We start from the raw sequence: 21,054 nt of genomic DNA, 5'->3' as shown, positions 1-21,054 counted from the left end.
CGTCCTGCTAACCGAGATCCTCGGCGAGCATGAGCCACTCCTCCTCGACGCCGGCGGCCTCGGCCTGGATCTCCTTGAGCCGGGCGTCCAGCTCCTGGAGCTTGGCGTAGTCGGTGGCGTGCGCGGCGAGCTGCTCGTGGAGGGCGGCCTGCTGCCCGGCGAGCTTCTCCAGGCGGCGTTCGAGGCGGTCGAGCTCCTTGCGGGCCTTCCAGTCCTGGCCGCCCGCCTTGGGCTTCGGGGCCGCCGGGGCGGGCTCGTCCCGGACCGCGCCGGGCTTGGGCGCGGTTCCGGCGGCGCGCCGTTCGAGGTACTCGTCGACGCCGCCGGGCAGCAGCGACACGCGGCCGTCGCCGAGCAGCGCGACGACGTGGTCGGTGATGCGCTCCAGGAAGTAGCGGTCGTGGCTGACGACGACGAGCGTCCCGGGCCATCCGTCCAGGAGGTCCTCGACCTCGGTGAGGGTCTCGATGTCGAGGTCGTTGGTGGGCTCGTCCAGGAGGAGGACGTTCGGCTCGGCCATCAGGAGGCGCAGCAGCTGCAGGCGGCGGCGCTCACCGCCGGACAGGTCGCCGACGGGCGTCCACTGCCGGTCGCCCGCGAAGCCGAGCCGTTCGAGGAGCTGGCTCGCGGTCCACTCGCGCTTGCCGACGGTGATGCGGCGGCGGATCTCCTCGACCGACTCCAGGACGCGCCGGGCCGGGTCGAGCTCCTCCAGGTTCTGCGACAGGTGCGCGAGCTGGACGGTCTTGCCCTGCACGACCGTTCCGGAGACCGGCCGGACGGAGCCGTCGAGAAGGCGCAGCAGGGTGCTCTTGCCGCTGCCGTTGACGCCGACGAGGCCGACCCGGTCGCCCGGGCCGAGCCGCCACGTCATGCGCTGGAACAGGTCGCGGTCGCCGAGGCGGACGCTGACGTCCTCGATGTCGTAGACGGTCTTGCCGAGCCGCGCGGTCGCGAACCGGGTCAGCTCCACCGCGTCGCGCGCCGGCGGCTCGTCGGCGATGAGGGCCTGCGCGGCGTCCACCCGGAACTTGGGCTTGGACGTGCGCGCCTGCGGGCCGCGGCGCAGCCACGCCAGTTCCTTGCGGAGCAGGTTCTGCCGCTTGGCCTCGGTGGCGGCGGCGATCCGGGAGCGCTCGGCCTTGGCGAGGACGTAGGCGGAGTAGCCGCCCTCGTAGCGTTCGACGCGCCCGTCGACGACCTCCCACGTGCGGTCGGTGACCTCGTCCAGGAACCAGCGGTCGTGGGTGACGACGAGCAGCGCGACCTTGCGGGCCCTGAGGTGCCGGGCCAGCCAGTCGATCGCCTCGATGTCGAGGTGGTTGGTGGGCTCGTCCAGCAGGAGCAGGTCGGACTCGGGGACCAGCAGCCGGGCCAGCGCGACGCGGCGGCGCTCCCCGCCGGACATGCCGGCGAGCGGCGCGTCCAGGTCGAGGTCGGCGAGCAGGCCGCCGAGGATCTCGCGGACGCGGACGTCGCCCGCCCACTCGTGCTCGGCGCGGTCGCCCACCACCACGGACCGGACGGTCGCGTTCTCGGCGAACGCGTCCCGCTGGGTCAGGTAGCCGAGCCGGATCCCGCGCGCGTGCGTGACGCGCCCGTCGTCGGGTTCGGTCTCCCGGGCGAGGACGGACACGAGGGTGCTCTTGCCGCCGCCATTGCGGCCGACGACGCCGACGCGGTCGCCCTCGTCCAGGCCGAGGGACACGGCGTCGAGCAGCGGCTGGGGCCCGTAGGCCTTGGCGACGTTCTCAAGATTGATCAGATTCACGGCGCCTTCAAGCGTAGGGCACCGCCCGAACGGCGCGCCCCGCCCGGACGATCAGTTCGGGGGCGCCATGCCCGAGGGCCCGGGCTGCTCCGGCCGATCCGGCTGATCGGGTTGCCCGTACTGACCGGGCTGATCGGGTTGCCCGTACTGACCCGGCTGACCCGGCTGACCCGGCTGACCCGGCTGCCCGTACTGACCCGGCTGCCCGTACTGACCGGGCTGGCCCGGCTGCCCGTACTGACCGGGCTGGCCCGGCTGCCCGTACTGACCGGGCTGCCCGTACTGACCGGGCTGCCCGTACTGGCCGGGCTGCCCGTACTGACCGGGCTGCCCGTACTGGCCGGGCGGCTGCGGCGGGTAGAGGGCGCCGGGCGGCCCGTACGCCGCGCCGGAGTTCTTGCCCTTCGACGAGTTCGCGGCGAGGACCGCTACGAGCACCACCACGCCGACGACGACCAGGAGCAGGAGCAGGAGTATGAAGGGGGTCAACATGCCAAGAAAGGCCATTTCGCTCTGTTCCGACAATCGCGGGGGGCGGACCGGTCGATGGCGGCCGCGCGTCCCGGCCGCGCGGCGAGCCTACTGCCCGCCCGCCTCCCCCGGCACCACGGAGCCGGGCGCCACGGGCCCCGGCACGGCGGGGCCCGCGCCCCCGGGGCCCGGCACGGCGGGACCCGGCACGGAGCCCATGCCCGAGGCGGCCGCCACCACCTTGTCAGGGGCGTTGCGGCGCAGAGCCCGGTCGCGGCGCACCGCCAGCAGGACGAGCGTCGCCATCACGACGATCGCCACGAGGCTCAGCATCCCGGACAGGTACGTCATCGCTCCACCTCGCCGGTCGGGTCAGTCCCGGAGGAACCGGTGTCACGGATAGAAGACGCGCTCCGCGACGCCGGGGTTCGCTTGTGTGACGATGGCAGCTACCGGGACAGGGGTGTCCCACCGTCCCGTCAGACGATTGTGGCCCCGGGGACGGGTCCGGAGGCCCTGACGATCTGCTCCGCGACGCCGGCCGAGTCCAGCGCGTCCGCGAGCTCGGCGGCGTCCTCGTCGGTCTCGGCGAGGAACGCGCACGTGGGACCGGAACCGGAGACGAGCGCCCCGATCGCGCCGAGGTCGCGGCCGGTGTCGAGCGTGCGGCGCAGCGACGGGCGCAGCGACAGCGCGGCGGGCTCCAGGTCGTTGGACAGCGCGGCGCCGAGGGCCTTGGCGTCCCCGGTGGCGAGCGCGGTCATCAGCGCCTCGGACACGGTCGGCCAGGCGGCGGCCTCCCCCGCCGCCAGGCGGAGCCGGTCGCACTCGCCGTAGACGGCGGGCGTGGACAGGCCGCCGTCGGCGGTGGCGAACACCCAGTGGAAGGTGCCGCGGGTGAGGGCGGGGGTGAGCCGCTCCCCGCGCCCGACGCCGACGGCCGTGCCGCCGAGGACGGCGAACGGGACGTCGCTGCCGAGGTCCCCGCCGAGCTCCATGAGGTCGTCGCGGGTGAGCGCGGGCTCCTCGCGGTCGTCCCAGAGCCGGGCGCACGCGACGAGTGCGGCGGCGGCGTCGGCGCTACCGCCCGCCATGCCCCCCGCGACCGGGATCGCCTTGCGGATCGAGAGCTTCACGGCCGTCTCGACGCCGAGGCGCGCGGCCACGAGCCGGGCCGCCCTGGCGGCGAGGTTGTCCTCGCCGGTGGGGACGCCGCCGACCGCGACCCGCGAGTGCGGCGCCGCCCGGACCTCCACCGCCAGCCGCTCGGCGGGCTCGGCCGTGACCTCGTCGAACAGGGACACGGCGTGGAACACGTTGACGAGGTCGTGGTAACCGTCGTCGCGGATCGGCCCGACGCCCAACTGGAGGTTCACCTTGGCGGGGACCCGCACCGTCACTGCGCTCACTCGCGAAACCCTACGGGACCCTCAGCCGCCGCTGGTGACGGGGAGGTTGCGAGGGTTGAAGTACGGGGTGGTGGCGAGTTCGCGCAGCGCCGAGATCGCGTGCGTGTCGCCGGTCACCGAGTAGGAGCGGCGCCTGTCGCGGGCGTTCTTCGCCTGCTCGTCTGAGTTGAAGTAGACGACGGCCTTGACCTGCGGGTCCTGCAGAGTCTTGGCGGCCTCGCGCAGCCACTCGGCGCGGCGCGGGCCGTAGGACTTCGGAACCCCGAACTCGGCGATCATGATGGGCTTGTGGCGTCCCCGGGCCCACTCCGTGAACAGCTTCAGCGCCTCCGACAGGTCGCGGTAGTCGTAGTCGGCGCCGGGCTGGGCGTCGGCGCAGATCCAGTCGACCTGGTCGTCGCCGGGGTAGTAGGAGCCCGCGTTCGCGCCGTTGAAGCCGCGGGCCGTGGGGCACCACACCCAGGCGACGTTGTCGACGTTCTCCCGCTTGAAGATCTCCCGCAGGTGCTTCCACGCGGCGGTGAAGTCGGCCGCCGAGTGGACGCGCTTCTGCTCGGACGACTTGTCCATGTCCCGCGACCAGCGCAGGAACACGGGCTTGCCGAGGGCCTTGACGGCGCGGGCGCGCTTGGCGATCAGGTCGTCGTGCTCGCCCTGGACGATCTCGCGGGCGTCACCGCCGTCCCAGGTCAGCAGCAGGTAGCGGTCGCCGTCGGCGACGGACTTCTCCAGCCCGCCGGGAAAGTCGCTCTTCCAGCCGCGGTAGCTCTGCACGATGTCGAGCCGGCGGCCGAGCCGCTGCTCGAAGCCGGCGACGGGCGCCATGCCCGGCTTGCCGGCGTCCTTCCCGGACGGCGACTCCGACGGCGAGCCGGAGTCCGACGGCGAGCCGGAGTCCGACGGCGACTCCGACGGCGAGGCGGAGGCGGACGGCGTGCCGCCGCCCTCCGGCACCCACGCCCCGAAGTAGGCCCCCTGCTCCGGCGGGACCGGCGCCACGCCCGCCCGCGCCGTCGTCGTGATCTTGGGTGCCGCGCCGGCGCCGCCCCCGCAGCCCGCCGCGACCGTGGCGACCACGCCCGCGATCGCGAGCAGGGCCGTCCCCACGACCGGCATCCGGGTCCGCGCCGCCCGCGAACGCGCCTTCACATCGACCTCCGGCTAGTACTGATGCTGTCTCATCCCCCGCGGGGAGCCCTCGCCTCGGGGGTTCGAGAGTGATCACCCCGGCGAGAAGGACCATACTCGGCAATCCGGGCGAAGGCGGCCACGTCCAGCGCTTCGCCCCGGGTCCGCGGGTCGACGCCCGCGGCGCGCAGCGCCTCCTCGGCGGCGGCCGCCGACCCGGCCCATCCGGCGAGGGCCGCGCGCAGCGTCTTGCGGCGCTGCGCGAACGCGGCGTCGACCACGGCGAACACCTCCCGCCGGGACGCCCCGGTCGGCGGCGGGTCCCGGCGGGTGAACGCCACGAGCCCGGAGTCGACGTTCGGCGCGGGCCAGAACACGGCGCGCCCGACGGCCCCGGCCCGCCGCGCCTCCCCGTACCAGGCGAGCTTCACCGACGGCACCCCGTAGATCTTGGAGCCGGGCGCGGCGACCATCCGGTCGGCGACCTCGGCCTGCACCATCACCAGCGCGGACCGCAGCGACGGCAGCGTGGCCAGCAGGTGCAGCACGACGGGGACGGCGACGTTGTAGGGCAGGTTCGCCACGAGCGCCGTCGGCGCGGGCCCCGGCACCTCCGCGATCCTCATCGCGTCGTCGCGCACGACCTCCAGCCGTTCCGCGAGGTCCGGCTCCCGGGCGGCGGCCGTGGCCGGCAGCTCGGCGGCCAGCGCCGGATCGATCTCCACGGCGACGACCCGCCGCACCCGCGGCAGCAGCGCCAGCGTCAGCGACCCGAGCCCGGGACCGACCTCGATCACGACGTCATCGGGGTCCAGCTCGGCGGCCCGGACGATGCGCCGGACGGTGTTGGCGTCGATGACGAAGTTCTGCCCGAGCGTCTTCGTCGGCCTGATGCCGAGCCGCCCGGCCAGCTCCCGCACGTCCGCGGGCCCGAGCAGGCCCCTGGTGTCCCCCATGCGACAAGTCTCCCCTGTCATCGCGGGTGCCCCGTCCCCCGGGGCCCCGCGGGCGCCGGTCAGGAGAACAGGAACTTCCCGCAGTTGGGCCACTGGCCCTGCCAGCGGCCGTTCACCCGCTTGTAGAGGAGCTGGGCCCGGTAGGTCTGCTCGGCCGAGCTCGCGTCCGACGGCTTGCCCGAGCCGCCGACCGACGCCCACGACGCCAGGGAGAACTGGTAGAGGCCGTAGTACCCGGCCGGGTTCACGGCCTTCGGGTTGTTGTGGGACTCGCAGTTGGCGAGGCCGCGCCAGTTCAGCCGCGTCACCGAGCCGCTGTTCGCCGACTTCGGGCCCACCGCGATGATCTGCGCGACGGGCTTGCGCTTCACCTTCCTGGCGAGGACCTTCGTCACCTTGCGGCCCTTGCGCCGGACGAAGGCCACCTTGAGGATCGTGATGCCCGGGCGGCCCTTGCGCAGCTCCTTCTCGGTCCACGGCGCGACGGACGAGCTGTTCTTGCGGACCGTCGGCGCGGTCGTCTTCACGACCTTCGTCACCGGATCCGACAGCAGCCGCATGATCTTGATGGTGTCTCCGGCGGGCTTGTCGGCGGCCGGCTCGACCAGGTCGTGCGGGCCGAGCGCGATCTTCGCCTGCTCCAGCACCTGGCCGACGGTCGCGCCTGTCGTCATGGTCTCGGTCTTCTTCGCGTCGACGACGATGACGACCTTGCGCGGTGCGGGGGCGCTGGTGCGCGGCGCGTCCGCGACGACGCCGTTCTTCGGGGCCGCCGATCCGCCGTCCCCGCCGCACGCCGAGGCGAGCAGCGCGGACGCCAGCAGGACGGCGAGGAGCGCGGTCGCGCGGGGCGCGCGCACGGATGGGGAAGGCACGGGGAGATCCTCCAGGGAGCCGGGCTCGGGGGGCGCCCGTCCAACGGCCAGAGATTAGAGGTCCCCGCCCGTCTCCGCCACCGCAACACCGCCACTCGCACCATTTGCCCGATATGCCGGACACGGGCCTCCCGCCGTCCCGGCCGGTCCCGCGCGGGTCACCAGGGGCCGAAGGCGCGCTCCCCGTTCGCGGCGATCGCGGCGCACAGCTCCGCCAGGTCCACGCCCTTGACCTCCGCCATCGCGCGGACGGTGTGCGGGACCAGGTAGGAGGCGTTCGGCTTGCCGCGGTGCGGGATCGGCGTCAGGAACGGCGCGTCGGTCTCCACGAGCAGCAGGTCGAGCGGCGCCGCGCGCAGCGCGTCCCGCAGGGGTTCGGCGTTCTTGAACGTGACGTTCCCGGCGAAGCTCATCAGGTAGCCGCGGTCGGCGCAGACCCGCGCCATGGCGGCGTCGCCGGAGTAGCAGTGGAAGACGACCGTGTCGGGCGGGCCCTCCTCCTCCAGGATCGCCAGCACGTCGTCGTGGGCCTCCCGGTCGTGGACGACCAGGGCCTTGCCGGTGCGCTTGGCGATGTCGACGTGGGCGCGGAAGGAGCGGTGCTGGTCCTCCTTCGGCGCCCAGTCGCGGTAGTAGTCCAGGCCCGTCTCGCCGATCGCGCGGACCTTCGGGTGCGCGGCGAGACGGGCGACGTCGGCCAGGACGGCGTCGCTGATGCCCGTCGTCTCGTTCGGGTGGATCGCGACCGCCGCGTACACGTCGTCGAACTCGGCGGCGGCGTCCACCGCGAACCGGGAGGACGGCAGGTCGCAGCCGATCGTGACGATCCGCGCGATGCCCGCCGCCTTCGCCGACCTCAGCTGCTCGTCCACCGGCGTCTCGACGATGTCGAGATGGCAGTGGCTGTCGAAGACGTCGACGGGCAGGCGCTCGGGCAGCGGCGGGTAGGACCGGGAGGCCTGCCCGTCCCCCTCCTCGGTCACGCCTTCTCCAGCCGGGCGAGCTCCTCGTCCACCACGGACGTCTCCAGCTTCTTGAACAGCGGCACCGGCTTGGCCAGCGGGACGCCCGGCCTGATCGGCATGGACTTCCAGCGCGCCTCGGTCTCGTAGTCGCCGGTGAGGACGCGGTAGTCGGGGCCGCCCTCCTCCGACACCGTCTCCAGCCGCGGCATGCCGCTCCACACGCCCTGCCCGCCGAGCATCTCGTAGACCTTCTGCGAGGAGTTCGGCAGGAACGGCGTCAGCAGCGTCTTGGCGTCGTCGACGACCTGGAGCGCGGTGTACAGGATCGACTTCACGCGCTCGGGGTCGTCCTTCAGCTTCCAGGGCGCCTGGTCGGACAGGTACTTGTTGGCGTCGCGGACGACGTCCAGCGCCTCGGTGATCGAGTTCTTGAACCGCGACCGCCCGAGCTCGGCGCCCACGGCCCCGAACGCCGCGCGGCTGCGCTCCAGCAGCGCCCGGTCGGCGTCGGTGAGGTCGCCCGCCTCGGGAATCGCGCCGAAGTTCTTCGCCGCCATGTTGACCGAGCGGTTGACGAGGTTGCCCCACGCCGCCACCAGCTCGTCGTTGTTGCGGCGGACGAACTCCGACCAGGTGAAGTCGGTGTCCTGGTTCTCGGGGCCGGCGACCGCGACGTAGTAGCGCAGCGCGTCGACGTCGTAGCGCTCCAGGAAGTCCTTCACGTAGATGACCACCTGGCGGGACGAGGAGAACTTGCGGCCCTCCATCGTCAGGAACTCCGACGACACGACCTCCGTCGGGACGTTCAGGGCGCCCAGCGAGCCGGGCGTGCCGCCCTTGTCGCCCTGGCCGCCGTAGCCGAGGAGCATCGCCGGCCAGATCTCGGCGTGGAAGACGATGTTGTCCTTGCCCATGAAGTAATAGGACAGGGCCTCCGGGTCCTGCCACCAGGCGCGCCACGCCTCGGGGTCGCCGGAGCGCCGCGCCCACTCCACCGACGCGGAGAAGTAGCCGACGACGGCGTCGAACCACACGTACAGCTTCTTGGCCGGGTTGTCGCGCCAGCCGTCCAGCGGGATCGGCACGCCCCAGTCGAGGTCGCGGCTGATCGCCCGCGGCTGCATGTCGTCGAGCAGGTTCAGCGCGAACTTCAGCACGTTCGGCCGCCATTGGCCCTGGTTGCCGCGCAGGTAGCGGCCGAGGACCTCGGTGAACGCGGGCAGGTCGAGCATGAAGTGCTCGGTCTCGGTGAACACCGGCGTCTCGCCGTTGATCCGCGACACCGGGTTGATCAGGTCGATCGGGTCGAGCTGGTTGCCGCAGTTGTCGCACTGGTCGCCGCGCGCCCCGTCGTAGCCGCAGATGGGGCAGGTGCCCTCGATGTAGCGGTCCGGCAGCGTCCGGCCGGTGGACGGCGAGATCGCGCCCATCGTCTTGGTCGGGAAGATGTAGCCGTTGTCGTACAGGCCCTTGAAGACCTCCTGGACGACGGCGTAGTGGTTCAGCGTGGTGGTCCGGGTGAACAGGTCGTAGGACATCCCGAGGCCGTGCAGGTCCTCGGCGATCACGGAGCTGTAGCGGTCGGCCAGCTCGCGGGCCGTCACGCCCTCCTTGTCGGCCTGCACCTGGATCGGCGTGCCGTGCTCGTCGGTGCCGCTGACCATCAGGACCTTGTTGCCCGCCATCCGCTGGTAGCGGCTGAACATGTCGGCGGGCAGCGCGAAACCGGAGACGTGCCCGATGTGACGGGGCCCGTTGGCGTACGGCCATGCGGGCGCGGTCAAGATATGACGGCTTGACGAGGACATGGAATCAAGGGTAGTCGCGTCACGGGGGCCGCGGCACGCGAGTAACCTGGCTCGGCGTCACAGCACGGACCAGCGGAGGCGGGAACTCAAGGCATGGCCCAGACCACGTCCGACCAGGCGGTCGCCCGGGAAGCCGACGACGCGGGGCCGGACGCGCCGTCCGAGCGCCCCGGCCTGTGGGGCCGGGTGCGGCGGACCCGGCGGGTGGTGTGGCTGTCGCTGCTGGTCGCGGCGTCCGCGGTGCTCGCCCAGTGGGTGATCATGACGCCGCCGCTGTACTTCGACCCATACTACGTGTGGCTCGCCGCCCGCGACTGGCCGCACATCCCGCTCACCCAGTGGCCGTTCGACGAGGTCCCGCACCAGGTCACCCGCATCGGGCTGGTGCTTCCGGCGCGGCTGGTCCAGGAGCTCCTCGGGGACGGCCAGGCCGCGTACTTCACGGTCGCCGCCCTCGGCTGCGCCGCCTTCTTCGTCGGGACGTACCTGGTCGTCCGGTCCCTGTTCGGGGACGTGGCGGGCCTGGCGTCCGCGGCGGTCATGCTGGTCCACCCGTTCTTCACCATGACCAACCCGTTCGGCCACGAGATCACCTGGTCGACCGGGGTGATGCTGCCGGACATGCCGGGCGCCGGGCTGTTCACCATCGGGATGGCGGGCCTCGTCGTCGCGAGCCGCCGGACCGGCCGGGCCCAGACGCGGATGCTGCTGGCCGCCGGGGTGCTCCTCGGCGCGTCGTTCCTCGTCCGGGAGTTCCTGGCCTTCCTCTTCCTCGCCATCCCCGCCTACCTGGCGCTGCTGCGCATCCCGTGGCGCCGCAACGTCACGGTCGGCGCGCCGATGCTGGCGATCCTGCTGCTCAACTTCGTCCACAACCAGCTGGTGTGGGGCAGCCCGCTCGCCGGGCTCATGTCGGCCGCCTCGCACGGCGGCCAGTCCCGCGACTACGTCACCCGCTCGCTCGCCGCGCGGTCGTTCCTGCGCGCGATGCACGAGTGGAACCCCCTCGGCCTCGTCTTCACGGCGGCGCTGGTCCTCACCATCGTCGGCTGGGCCGTCACCCGCGACCGGCGGCTCACGCTGGTCCTGGTGTGGTTCTTCACGCTGGCGGTGCCGCTGACGCTGTTCTCCGGCGTCCTCGACCCGAACGACATCTCGCTGCGCGCCTGGCTCCAGCGGTACTGGTTCGCGGTGCTGCCCGCGCTGCTCGCCGGCGGCTCGGGGTCGCTGATCCTGATGTTCCGGATGCTGCCGTCCGGCCTGGTGTCACGGCTGCGGCTGCGGACGGTCGCGGCACCCGTCCTGGCGGTCGCGCTGGGTGCGGCGTACGCGGTGGCGGCGGTCCGCGCCGTCCCGGAACTGCCGCGCGACAAGGCGTGGAGCGAGCTGCGCGGGTACCTCGGCGACCATCGCGACATCACGCTGATCTGCGCCGACCGGCGGCTCGCGCAGACCCTCACCTTCTACACGCGCGACATGTGGGGGCGCCCGGTCTGGCGCGGCGAGATCCGCGACTTCCCGCACTACATGCCGGTCCCGCGCAACGCGACGGAAGGGCCGATGCTCTACACGCGCTGGCGCGGCATGGAGTCGCAGATCGGCGGCGGCTGGCGCCCCGACCCCGCCCAGGGCTGGACGCTCATGTGGCGCTCGTCGGACGGGGTCCTGCAGCTCTGGAATCCCCCCGCCCGGGCCTCCGCCGGCAGTTAGCGGGTCCAGGCGACCCAGTCGCCCTCGGCGGTGCGGCGGCTGGCGACGACGCGCCAGCCGGGCGGGGCGCCCTTCGGCCAGGACGCGGTGGGAGGAGCGTTCTTCGGCCAGGCCAGGACGACCATGTCGGCGTCCTGCGGCGGCGCGGTCCAGCGCGCGTCGAACACGCTGCCGTCGCTCCACCAGGCCCAGTAGTACTGGGAGAGCCGGATCGTCCACCAGATGTTCCAGTCGACGGCGATCGACCGCTGCCTCGTCAGGTCGGCGGCGCCCCGAAGGTCGGTGTAGGCCGTCTCGGCGCGCACCAGCGGCTGGGCGATGCGCTCGGTCGCGGTGACGGACATGGCGAGCGCGACGGCGGCCAGCAGGCCCGCCAGCAGCGGCGGGCCGGCCGAGCGGCGGAGCCGCGGCAGGACGGCCGCCGTCGACAGCACGAGCAGAAGCAACCCGGCGGACGTGGCCCGCCAGAGGTGGAACGCCGTCCAGTCCCAGGTCAGGAGCGACGTCTCCGGGAAGTCGTAGGCGGTGTAGGTGTACCGGGTGAGCAGGTCGCCCGCGTACCACTGGACGACGCACGCGGCGACGATCGTCAGCACGGCGGCCGCGCCCGCCGCCCACAGCAGCGTCCGCCGCGAGGCTCGCATCAGGACCGCGACGCCCACCGCGAACAGCGCCGGGGTGACGCTGGCCAGGTAGCGGCCGTACACGTAGTTGCCGATGCGGTACTCGACGGGCAGTGCCGCCGACGTAGCGAACGCGATGCCCGCCACCAGCGCCATGACGGCGAGCGCCAGCGCCCGCACCGGCCCCGGGGTGGTGCGGCGCACCGCGAGGAACGCGACGGCGACGAGCCCGAGCGCCGCCACGCCGCCGGTCGCGACGGACTGGTACCAGACCTGGCCGGTGCCGAGCGAGAGCATCCAGCCCCACCCGTCGAGTGTGGTGAGGCGCTTCACGACGTTGCCGCCGAGATCGTTGTCGCCCTGCGGGTACATGTGCGGCAGCAGCGACCGGTTCAGGAGCATCCCCGCGGCCGTCGCGGCGGCGAGGGCGAACGTGGCGGCGGACACGGCGCGCCAGGACCGCCACCGGAACACCAGGGCGGCGCCGAGCAGCGCGGCGTGCACGAGCAGCAGGATCGCGCCGCGGGTGTGGCAGGCGTAGGCGTAGGCGACCAGGAGCGACGCGCCCGCCCCGGCCAGCGTCAGCCGGACGGCCGGGCGGCGCCCGGCCGGGGGCGGCGCGGTCAGCCACGTGTGCGCCAGGAGCAGCCAGCCGGCCACGAGCACCGGCAGGATCGCGTCCGTCAGCGCGAACCCGGAGTAGAACAGCACGCACGGCAGCAGCGCCGTGACGTGCCCGAAGACGTACGACCAGCGGCGCCGCACCGCCAGCCGGCGCAGCAGCAGGTAGGCCAGCGGCAGCATCGCCGCGCTGACCAGCGCGTTGATCGCCAGGGCGGTCCGGTAGACGCCGACCGGGCCGTCGCCGATCCAGAAGGCGGGCGTCAGCAGCAGCGGGTAGCCGCCGCGGTACACCGTCCCGAACGACATGTCGGCGTCGGGCCCGCCGGTCAGGACGCGGGCGGCGAACAGGTAGCCCGACTCGTCCGGCGTCGCCACCGGCAGCGTCTGCCCCGACGCGAGCCAGAGGCGCACGGCGACCTGCGCGACCCAGCCGAGCGCGAACAGCCAGGCCCAGCGGCGGCGGGCCGCGCGGGGCGGGGCGGCGGGCGGGTCCGCCGGGGACGCCGGCGGCCGGGCGTCGGCGCCTTCGTGTGGTGCGTCCGGGCGCGCGGCGCCCTGCGGCGTGCGCGTGCTCACCGGCACGCGGCGCGCCGGGCGCGGACTGCCGGGGGAAGAAGCTCCATCGACGGTCAAGCCTGCCATAGTGCGGGCGAGGCGCCCGGGCCCGGCCCGGTGGCGCTCAGCGACCGTCCTCGTCGCCGTCCTCGGACGCGGTCGCGCCCTTCTTGCCCGCGGCGACCTTCTCCGGCCCGTCCTCGGTCGCGGCCTCCTCGGCCTTCACACCGTTCTCGGCGCGCTCCGCCTTCGCCGCCTTCTCGGCCCTGGCCGCCTTCTCGGCCTCGGCGACCTTCTGCACGGCGGCGTCGACGACGCCCGCGGCCTCCTCGGCCGGGTCCGTGAGCGGCGGGTGCTGGCGGCGGCGGATGCCGAGGATGCTGACGAACAGCGAGGCGAAGATCGCCTGGAAGCTCATCACCAGCGCGGTCGCGGCGGGGACGACGATGCGCAGCGAGTGCCGCGGGTCCAGCTCGCCGAAGCTGTTCACCCGCCAGTGCAGCAGGGACGCGACGAGCCCGCCGAGACCGGCGACGGCGAGCAGCCCGCCGAGCAGCAGGCCGCGCTCCAGGCTCCACCAGTCAATGACCTTCTGCACGCGGCTGTCGTGCGGGAGGAAGCCCTCCTGCATCGCGTAGACCTTGGTCAGCAGCGCGAACAGCACCGCCTGGAAGCCGATCACCAGTGCGGCGGAGGCGCCGACCAGCGTGTCGACGTCGAAGGCGATGTCTCCGACGGTCACCGGGCCGGTCGACAGCGCGACCCCGGCGACCAGGCCGAGCATCATGAAGACCAGGCCGGGGATGAGGAACAGCCAGCGGGGGCTGTAGAGCATGAGGAAGCGCAGGTGGCGCCAGCCGTCGCGCCAGGTGTTGAGGTGCGGGGCGCGGGTCCGGCCGTCGGGCGACAGCGTGGTCGGCACCTCGCGGATGTCGTAGCCCTGCAGGGTCGCCTTGACGACCATCTCGCTGGCGAACTCCATGCCGCCGGTCTGCAGGCCGAGCCGCAGGATCGCGTCCTTGTCGAAGGCGCGCAGGCCGCAGTGGAAGTCGCCGATCTTGCTGCCGAAGAACAGCCGGCCGACGAAGCTGAGCACCGGGTTGCCGAGGTAGCGGTGCAGCGGCGGCATGGCGCCCTCGGCGATTCCGCCCTTGAACCGGTTGCCCATGACGAGGTCGGCGCCGTCGCGCAGCTCGTCCAGGAACGGGCCGAGGGTGGCGAAGTCGTAGGAGTCGTCGGCGTCGCCCATCGCGACGTACCTGCCGCGCGCGGCCCGGATCCCGCCCATCAGGGCGTTGCCGTAGCCCTTGTCGACCACCGGCACGACGCGGGCGCCCGCGTCCCGGGCCAGCTGCTGGCTGCCGTCGGTGCTGCCGTTGTCGGCGATGACCACCTCGCCGTCGATGCCGCTGTCCTCGAAGAAACCGATGGTCTTGCGGACGCAGGTCTCGACCGTCTCGGCCTCGTTCAGACATGGCATCACTACGGAGAGTTCCACGCGATCTCCTTCGTTACCCCTGGTGGCGTCGTTACCCTTGGTGACCCTGTTACACCTGCTGACCGTCTGCGGCGTTTTCCACTAATCTCTGTTGTTCCGCGTGTTGTTCATCGGGACGGCCCGTCGGCGTTCATGATGCCCGCCGAGGGCGGGGCATGATGGCCGCTCTCGTCAAGAGCACCCGTATCGTGTTGCCCACTTGCAACCGGAAAACCCTATCCGGCACCGTCGCGGGCGGCATGTTAGGACGTCAAGCATACGGGCACGGCGGCCCGGAAAGGGTGGGCGGCTGTGACGCGCGCCGCAGGACGCAGTGCCGTGGACGAACGTAGTGCCCTGGACCAACGCAATGCCACCGGACCGGGGGCCGGACATCGAAGGGAAGGTGCGGCGATGGCGGGGGAAACGCCGCAAGGCACCGCGCTCGACGGGTCGGCGCAGGGCGGGACGGCCCTGGCGACGACGGCCGGCTCCGCGGCGGCGACGGCCGCACCGGGCACCACGGCCGACGCGCCCGGGGGCGCGGAGACCGCCCCGGAGTCGGCCAAGTCTTCGTCAGAGGCCGGCAACGTCGCACCCGATTCCGGGACAGAAGGTCTGGAATCCGGCATAACGGTCACCGCTTCCGGTGAGTCCATTAAGGACGCGCAGGAAACGGACACAAAGGTGCGTCCGGAATCGGGCGACACGCCGGACGACACGCCCGGGGAGAGTGCCGAGGCGGGTCGCGGACGCGGCCGCGGATTGTGGACGCTGGCGTGCCGGAACCCGGTCTTCAGTGTGATCATTGCCATAGCGGCGCTGCTCCGCCTGGTGGCGATGCTCGGCTACCAGCCGGTGATGTTCTTCAACGACAGCTTCGACTACCTGAACGTCGCGATGGACCCGTACCCGCACCCGCTGCGGCCCGACGGGTACTCGTTCCTGCTGCTCGCCCTCAAGCCCTTCCACAGCTTCGCCCTCGTCGCGGGAATCCAGCACCTCATGGGCCTGGCCATGGGCGTGATGATCTACGCGCTGCTGCGGCGCCGGTTCGGCCTGCCCGGCTGGGGCGCCGCGCTGGCGGCCGCGCCGGTTCTGCTGGACGCCTACCAGCTGCAACTGGAGCACCTGGTCCTGTCGGACACCACGTTCACCTTCCTGGTGATGTCCGCGGTCACGCTGCTGCTGTGGCGCGACCAGCCGTCCTGGAAGATCGCCGCGGGGGTCGGGCTGATCGTCGGGATGGCGTGGCTGACCCGCTCGGTCGGGATGCCGGTGCTCCTCGGCGTGCTGGTCTACATGCTGATCCGCCGCAGCGGCTGGCGGCTCATGGCCGTCACACTGGTCGCCTGCCTGCTGCCGGTGCTCGGCTACATGGGCTGGTACAAGGCGGAGAGCGACAAGTTCGCGATCACCGAGAGCAACGGGATCTTCCTGTACGCCCGCGTCTACAAGTTCGCCGACTGCCACCGGATGAAGGACCTGCCGGTCAGCGAGTACCCGCTGTGCACCGAGCCCGCGAACCGGCTGCCGAACTCGCAGGACGGCATCTGGAACGCCCGCTCCCCCCTCAACCGCTACACCGGCACGCGGTTCAGCCCCGAGAACAACAAGCTCGGCAACGACTTCGCCAAGCGGGCCATCGCCTCCCAGCCGCTCGACTACGCGCGCGTCGTCGCGCACGACTTCTTCCGCGTCTTCCAGTGGAAGCGCACGGTGTTCCCCGACCCGGCGACGTACTCGCAGTACGAGTTCGAGAAGAAGAGCAGGCCGCTTCCCGACTGGCACATGCCCGGCGGCGGGACTGCCGCCCAGGACGCGCGCGGCTACGAGCACGGCAACGCCCGCACGCAGGTCGTCGAGCCGTTCGCCGGGGCCGCCCGCGGCTACCAGGACGTCTTCTACCTGCGCGGCACCATGGTCGGCGGCATCCTGCTCCTCGGCCTGGCCGGGCTGGTCCCGCTGTGGCGGCGGTTCGGCGGCGAGGCGCTGCTGCCGTGGACGCTCGCCACCGGGCTGCTGCTCGCGCCCGCCGCCACCGCCGAGTTCGACTACCGGTACGTGCTGCCCGCCGTCCCGCTGGCGGCGCTCGCCGCCGGGCTGGCGTTCCGGCCCGAGGCCCGCGCGACGGCGGCCGGCTGGACGCGCCGCCTCACCCGCCGCGGCGAGGGCCGGGCGACCCCGCCGGCCGAGCCCGCGGCCCAGGACTCCCCGGAGACCGCGGGCGTCACCGCCTGACCACCGCTGCGGCTACCAGGCGTGCATGCGGCGGAGGTGGAAGACCATCGCCACGTCGCTGCCGCTGCGGGCGATCGGCAAGTCGTCATGCCTGCCGTGCGTCGCCGACAGCGCCTTGACGTTCTGGCCGCCGCAGGTCGGGCAGGACCGGTCCATCCAGGGCGTCGTGCAGGGCTGGCCCTGGCGCTCGTAGATGACGGCCGCGTTGCCGTGCCCGTCACCGGAGTGCCGGACCCGGAACTCCTCGTCCCAGGAACCCTCGCAGCACAGGCACTCGAAGACCCACACTTCGTGGTGCGTCCATGCCTCGTGCATGGCACCCACCCCCTCACAGACCGTCTTCCGCGCGACACTTGGGCGCCCCTGGTCTGCTTCGCTCGGATGCCCCGGCCGGAGGCCGCCGGATCGGTTATGCCCCGGAGAGACCCGTTTGGATCGCTCTGAGGGGGGTGACTATTTCCTGGCCTTGACAACGGCGTCGTAAACGAGGCGCTTCTGGGCGCCGTTCTCCCGGGCGACCTCGGTGATGGCCTGCTTGCGCGGCGTCCCGGCCGCCTCCCGCGCGGCGACCGCCGCCGCCAGCTCCGCCGGGTCCGTCAGCCCCCGCGGCTCGGGCGCGCCCCCGACCACCACCGTGATCTCGCCGAGGACGCCGTCCCCGGCCCACGCGGCGAGTTCGCCGAGCGTCCCCCGGCGGACCTCCTCGTAGGTCTTGGTCAGCTCCCGGCACACCGCGGCCGGACGGTCGGAGCCGAACGCCTCCGCCATGGCCGCGAGGGTGACGGGCAGCCGGCGCGGCGACTCGAAGAACACCATCGTGCGCGGCTCCCCCGCGAGTGACTCCAGCCGGCGGGCCCGCTCCCCCGGCTTGCGCGGCGGGAACCCCTCGAAGCAGAACCGGTCGGTCGGCAGACCCGACACCGCCAGCGCGGTCGTGACGGCGGACGGCCCGGGCAGCACCGTGACCGGGACGCCCTCGGCGACCGCGGCGCGCACCAGCCGGTACCCGGGGTCCGACACGCCCGGCATCCCGGCGTCGGTGACCACCAGAACGTCCCGTCCGGCGAGCAGGTCCTCGACCAGGCCCGCGGCCCGCTCCCGCTCGTTCAGGTCGTTGTAGGACACGACGCGCGCGGCCAGTTCGACGCCGAGGTCGCCCGCCAGCCGCCGCAGCCGCCGCGTGTCCTCCGCCGCGATGACCGGCGCCTCCGCGAGCGCGGCCCGCAACCGGGCCGAGGCGTCCTCGGGCCTGCCGATCGGCGCCGCGGCGAGCCGCAGCGTTCCCGTCCCCGCCGCCATCACGGCCCCCATCCCGCTCGTCCCGTCACGCGGCCCATTGTCCCAGGGAAGGCGCCAAGGTCCTGAAGGAGGAGGGAAGTGCAAATAAACTCGCAGGATGTCGACGACGGATCTGGCTCCGGTCCCGGCCACGGCGTCCCGGCGCAGGCCCCCCGCGCTGCGGGAATGGCTCGCGCCGGCGATCCCCGGCAGCCCCCTGCTGTCCTGGCTGGGCGCACTGCTGGTCACCGCGCTCGCCGGGTACCTGCGGTTCGACCGGCTGGGCACGCCGAAGGCGGTGGTCTTCGACGAGACCTACTACGCCAAGGACGCGCTCGCCCTGCTGAGGTTCGGCTGGGAGCACAACACCGTCGAGGGCGCCGACAAGATGCTCATCGCCGACCCGGACGCCCGCATCTGGGGCAGCGGGCCCGCGTTCGTCGCGCACCCGCCGTTCGGGAAGTGGATGATCGCGATCGGCGAGTGGATGTTCGGCGCGACGCCGTTCGGGTGGCGGTTCATGCCCGCCCTGGTCGGGACGCTGTCGGTGCTGATCCTGTGCCGGCTCGCCCGCCGGATGACGGGCTCGACGCTGCTCGGCTGCGCCGCCGGGCTGCTGCTGGCGCTGGACGGCCTGGCGTTCGTGACCAGCCGCGCCGCGCTGCTGGACGTCTTCGTGATGTTCTGGGTCCTCGCCGGGTTCGCCTGCCTGGTGAACGACCGGGACCGCTCCCGCCGGGTGCTCGCCGAGCGGATCGAGCAGGGCCGGACGTCGGTGTACGGGCCGTTCCTCGCGCACGGCTGGCGGTGGGGGGCGGGCGTCTGCCTCGGCCTCGCCTGCGCCACCAAGTGGACGGGGGTCTTCTACGTCGCCGCGTTCGGGCTCATGACCGTCCTGTGGGACTACGGCGCCCGCCGCGCCGCCGGGGTCCGGGCCCCGCTGCAGGGGACGATGCTGCTGGAGGCCGTCCCGGCGTTCGTGCAGCTCGTCGTGGTCGGGCTGGTCGCCTACCTGGCGACCTGGTGGGGATGGATCTTCAAGCCGGGGGGCTGGGGGCGCGGCGAGGTCTCGGGCAACCCGCTGTGGCGGCCGTTCGAGGCGATGCCCGAGCTGTGGCACTACCACGCGGAGATGCTCGGTTTCCACACGGGCCTGGACGCCAAGCACCCCTACCAGTCGTGGCCGTGGGAGTGGCCGATCCTGCGCCGTCCGGTCGCGTTCTTCTACACCGAGCCGAAGGACGCGTGCGGCGGCGCGGCGCGGTGCTCACGCGAGATCCTCGGGATCGGCACGCCCGCCCTGTGGTGGGGGGCGCTGGTCGCGCTGGTCGTGGTGGCGTTCATCTGGCTGATCCTGCGGGACTGGCGGGCGGGCGCGATCCTGCTCGGCTTCCTCGCGGGCTGGCTGACCTGGTTCCCGTCGGCGTTCGCCGACCGCACGATGTTCCTGTTCTACGCGACGCCGCTGATCCCGTTCATGGTGCTGGCGGTCGTCCTGGTGCTGGGCTACCTGATAGGGCCGGCGCCCGCCTCGGCGGCGGGCGCGCACGCGGCGCGCCCCGGCGAGAGCGGCCACGACGCGGGGCCCGCGACCGCCCGGCCGGCCTCCTCCGAACCGCCTCCCCCGCCCCCGTGGGGAGCGCCCGCCGACCCGTCCCCGGCCCTCACGCCGTATGACGGGAACGCGCCGCACGACGAGCACACGCCCTATGGCGAGGACGGGGCGCACGCTCCGCCGCCGCCCGTCCAGGCCGCCGGGGCCCGGCGGCTGATCGGCGCCGCCGCGGCGGGGGCCTTCCTGCTGGTGGTGCTGGCCAACTTCGCGTACTTCCACCCGATCCTGTCCGCGCAGACGATCCCCTACGAGGACTGGCAGGCGCGGATGTGGTTCGACCGCTGGGTCTGACGCCCGGCCGGGCCGTCACAGCCGGGCGGCGGCGTCCGCGGTGACGGCCGGGCCAGCGGCGGGGCGCAGCGTCCGCGCGCCGAGCAGGCACAGGGCCAGGGCGAGGACGCCCCCGGCCCCGGCGCCCGCGAACGCGCCGGGCACGCCCGCGGCGTCCTGCCCGACGCCCGAGACGAACGAGCCGACGGAGCCGCCCGCGCCGATCGCCGCGACGATCCACGCGAACGCCTCGGTGACGGTCCCGGCGGGGGCGAGCCGGTCGACGAGCGTGAAACTGCACGCCAGCACCGGTGCGAGGAAGACGCCGGAGACGAACGCGAGCACCGACATGACGGGCAGTCCCGGCGCGAGGACGAGCGGGAGGTATCCGGCGGCGAGCGCGGCCATCAGCCAGGGCAGGCGCCGGTGCGCGGCGCCCGCCCACCGGCGCGCGCCGTAGACGATCCCGCCGGTGAGGGCGCCGCCCGCCATGCACGCCAGCAGCAGCCCGGAGGCGAGATCGCAGCCCAGGTCCTCGGCGTAGGCGACGACGGCGACGGAGTAGACGCCGAGGGCGATCCCGGCGCAGGCGAGCGACAGCAGCAGCACCCGCAGGCCGGGCGACCGCAGCGGCCCGGCCCAGTCGGAGGCGCGCGGCTCGCCCCGCCACCGGCGCGACGGCCCGGACAGCGCGACGACGAGCGTCCCGGCGATGCCGAGGACGCCGGTGATCAGCAGCGCGGTCTCGGTGTTCACGACGGCCGCGGCGACGACGAGCAGCGGCCCGACGGTGAACAGCAGTTCCTGGGCCGCGGCGTCGAGCGCGTAGGCGGCGTCGACCTGCTCCGGGCCGTCCAGGACGTCGGGCCACAGGGCGCGCAGCCCGGCTTCGAGCGGCGGGGTGGCGAACCCGGCGGCGAAGACGGCGGCGACGGCCAGCGGGAGCGGGGCCGCGCCGACGGCGGCGAGCAGGGCGAACCCGGCCGCGGAGGCGCAGGCGGCGGGCAGCAGGACGCGCGGCTGCCCGAACCGGTCCATGGCGCGGCCGAGGACGGGCTGCCCGGCGGCGGTCGCCAGCCCGAGGATCGCGGCGAGGGTCCCGGCGAGGGGGTAGCCGCCGTCGTCGGCGCGGACGTGCAGCACGACGGCGAGCATGCCCATCCCGTTGGGCAGCCGGCCGAGCAGGGTGCCGCCGAGCAGCCGTCCCGCGTACGGCCTCCGCAGGAATACGACGTAGCCGCGCATCGATGGCCCCCGGGATTCTGTCTCAATTGTCAG

Annotated in this window: 17 protein-coding genes; 3 read left to right on the top strand and 14 right to left on the bottom strand. The window is 73.3% G+C overall.

The annotated features are described in order from the left end of the window. Positions 1 to 7: 7 nt before the first annotated feature. The 9 genes from BKA00_RS34685 to metG form a co-directional block, all read right to left on the bottom strand. The gene (locus tag BKA00_RS34685) at positions 8 to 1,771 is read right to left on the bottom strand and encodes an ABC-F family ATP-binding cassette domain-containing protein (protein ID WP_185032273.1); all 1,764 of its coding nucleotides are present in this window, start codon (positions 1,769 to 1,771) and stop codon (positions 8 to 10) included. A gap of 51 nt (positions 1,772 to 1,822) precedes the next feature. After that, positions 1,823 to 2,263, bottom strand: a complete 441-nt coding sequence (locus tag BKA00_RS34680) for a hypothetical protein (protein WP_185032271.1) — start codon at positions 2,261 to 2,263, stop codon at positions 1,823 to 1,825. An 87-nt stretch (positions 2,264 to 2,350) separates the two neighbouring features. Continuing rightward, positions 2,351 to 2,593 (bottom strand): hypothetical protein, encoded by a 243-nt coding sequence (locus tag BKA00_RS34675; protein ID WP_185032269.1) that lies wholly within the window; start codon positions 2,591 to 2,593, stop codon positions 2,351 to 2,353. Between the two features lie 128 nt (positions 2,594 to 2,721). After that, entirely contained in the window at positions 2,722 to 3,651 is a 930-nt protein-coding gene (locus tag BKA00_RS34670) for a 4-(cytidine 5'-diphospho)-2-C-methyl-D-erythritol kinase (protein ID WP_268248231.1), read from the bottom strand. Between the two features lie 21 nt (positions 3,652 to 3,672). Continuing rightward, a complete protein-coding gene (locus BKA00_RS34665) occupies positions 3,673 to 4,800 on the bottom strand; it encodes a glycoside hydrolase family 26 protein (protein WP_230298956.1) in 1,128 nt (375 codons plus the stop codon). Between the two features lie 29 nt (positions 4,801 to 4,829). Next, the gene (gene rsmA, locus BKA00_RS34660; protein WP_185032267.1) at positions 4,830 to 5,735 is read right to left on the bottom strand and encodes a 16S rRNA (adenine(1518)-N(6)/adenine(1519)-N(6))-dimethyltransferase RsmA; all 906 of its coding nucleotides are present in this window, start codon (positions 5,733 to 5,735) and stop codon (positions 4,830 to 4,832) included. 59 nt (positions 5,736 to 5,794) lie between these two features. Further along, the gene (locus BKA00_RS34655; RefSeq protein WP_230298955.1) at positions 5,795 to 6,610 is read right to left on the bottom strand and encodes a transglycosylase family protein; all 816 of its coding nucleotides are present in this window, start codon (positions 6,608 to 6,610) and stop codon (positions 5,795 to 5,797) included. Between the two features lie 158 nt (positions 6,611 to 6,768). Continuing rightward, on the bottom strand, positions 6,769 to 7,593 hold the full coding sequence (locus BKA00_RS34650; RefSeq protein WP_185032265.1) for a TatD family hydrolase: 825 nt from the start codon (positions 7,591 to 7,593) through the stop codon (positions 6,769 to 6,771). Then, the gene (gene metG / locus BKA00_RS34645; protein ID WP_185032263.1) at positions 7,590 to 9,383 is read right to left on the bottom strand and encodes a methionine--tRNA ligase; all 1,794 of its coding nucleotides are present in this window, start codon (positions 9,381 to 9,383) and stop codon (positions 7,590 to 7,592) included. Before metG ends, BKA00_RS34650 begins: the two co-directional genes overlap by 4 nt. A 93-nt stretch (positions 9,384 to 9,476) precedes the next feature. On the opposite strand from metG, the gene BKA00_RS34640 reads away from it, so the two are divergent. Next, positions 9,477 to 11,093, top strand: a complete 1,617-nt coding sequence (locus tag BKA00_RS34640; protein WP_185032261.1) for an ArnT family glycosyltransferase — start codon at positions 9,477 to 9,479, stop codon at positions 11,091 to 11,093. Here BKA00_RS34640 and BKA00_RS34635 read toward each other — a convergent pair. Both BKA00_RS34635 and BKA00_RS34630 read right to left on the bottom strand, forming a co-directional pair. Next, positions 11,090 to 12,916 (bottom strand): hypothetical protein, encoded by a 1,827-nt coding sequence (locus tag BKA00_RS34635; RefSeq protein WP_185032259.1) that lies wholly within the window; start codon positions 12,914 to 12,916, stop codon positions 11,090 to 11,092. The genes BKA00_RS34640 and BKA00_RS34635 overlap by 4 nt on opposite strands. 103 nt (positions 12,917 to 13,019) lie before the next feature. Beyond that, positions 13,020 to 14,375, bottom strand: a complete 1,356-nt coding sequence (locus BKA00_RS34630) for a glycosyltransferase family 2 protein (protein WP_185032257.1) — start codon at positions 14,373 to 14,375, stop codon at positions 13,020 to 13,022. 798 nt (positions 14,376 to 15,173) lie between these two features. On the opposite strand from BKA00_RS34630, the gene BKA00_RS34625 reads away from it, so the two are divergent. Next, entirely contained in the window at positions 15,174 to 16,613 is a 1,440-nt protein-coding gene (locus tag BKA00_RS34625) for a glycosyltransferase family 39 protein (RefSeq protein WP_230298954.1), read from the top strand. 12 nt (positions 16,614 to 16,625) lie between these two features. Here the strand turns inward: BKA00_RS34625 and BKA00_RS34620 are convergent, their stop codons facing one another. Together BKA00_RS34620 and rsmI are read right to left on the bottom strand one after the other, a co-directional pair. After that, positions 16,626 to 16,928, bottom strand: a complete 303-nt coding sequence (locus tag BKA00_RS34620; RefSeq protein ID WP_185032255.1) for a hypothetical protein — start codon at positions 16,926 to 16,928, stop codon at positions 16,626 to 16,628. Positions 16,929 to 17,066: 138 nt separating this feature from the next. Continuing rightward, positions 17,067 to 17,924 carry a 16S rRNA (cytidine(1402)-2'-O)-methyltransferase gene (rsmI, locus tag BKA00_RS34615; protein WP_230298953.1) on the bottom strand — a complete coding sequence of 286 codons (858 nt, stop codon included), beginning with the start codon at positions 17,922 to 17,924 and terminating at the stop codon, positions 17,067 to 17,069. A gap of 85 nt (positions 17,925 to 18,009) precedes the next feature. Between rsmI and BKA00_RS34610 the strand changes: the two genes are divergently transcribed. After that, positions 18,010 to 19,797, top strand: coding sequence for a dolichyl-phosphate-mannose--protein mannosyltransferase (locus BKA00_RS34610; protein ID WP_185032253.1), 1,788 nt, complete (start codon positions 18,010 to 18,012; stop codon positions 19,795 to 19,797). 15 nt (positions 19,798 to 19,812) lie between these two features. Here BKA00_RS34610 and BKA00_RS34605 read toward each other — a convergent pair whose 3' ends face one another. After that, complete coding sequence (locus tag BKA00_RS34605) at positions 19,813 to 21,021, bottom strand: MFS transporter (RefSeq protein WP_185032245.1); 1,209 nt, start codon at positions 21,019 to 21,021, stop codon at positions 19,813 to 19,815. Positions 21,022 to 21,054: the final 33 nt, after the last annotated feature.

The organism is Actinomadura coerulea (assembly GCF_014208105.1).
Taxonomy (GTDB): Bacteria; Actinomycetota; Actinomycetes; order Streptosporangiales; family Streptosporangiaceae; genus Spirillospora; species Spirillospora coerulea.
Note: the sequence above shows the minus strand (reverse complement) of the source record. Positions and strands in the feature narration are given on the sequence as shown.

Coding starts and splice junctions, on each gene's coding strand:
- BKA00_RS34680 (WP_185032271.1), bottom strand. CDS start 2,263: ATGTTGACCCCCTTCATACTCCTGCTCCTGCTCCTGGTCGTCGTCGGC.
- BKA00_RS34675 (WP_185032269.1), bottom strand. CDS start 2,593: ATGACGTACCTGTCCGGGATGCTGAGCCTCGTGGCGATCGTCGTGATG.
- rsmA (WP_185032267.1), bottom strand. CDS start 5,735: ATGGGGGACACCAGGGGCCTGCTCGGGCCCGCGGACGTGCGGGAGCTG.
- metG (WP_185032263.1), bottom strand. CDS start 9,383: ATGTCCTCGTCAAGCCGTCATATCTTGACCGCGCCCGCATGGCCGTAC.
- BKA00_RS34640 (WP_185032261.1), top strand. CDS start 9,477: ATGGCCCAGACCACGTCCGACCAGGCGGTCGCCCGGGAAGCCGACGAC.
- BKA00_RS34630 (WP_185032257.1), bottom strand. CDS start 14,375: ATGCCATGTCTGAACGAGGCCGAGACGGTCGAGACCTGCGTCCGCAAG.
- BKA00_RS34620 (WP_185032255.1), bottom strand. CDS start 16,928: ATGCACGAGGCATGGACGCACCACGAAGTGTGGGTCTTCGAGTGCCTG.
- rsmI (WP_230298953.1), bottom strand. CDS start 17,924: ATGGGGGCCGTGATGGCGGCGGGGACGGGAACGCTGCGGCTCGCCGCG.
- BKA00_RS34610 (WP_185032253.1), top strand. CDS start 18,010: ATGTCGACGACGGATCTGGCTCCGGTCCCGGCCACGGCGTCCCGGCGC.
- BKA00_RS34605 (WP_185032245.1), bottom strand. CDS start 21,021: ATGCGCGGCTACGTCGTATTCCTGCGGAGGCCGTACGCGGGACGGCTG.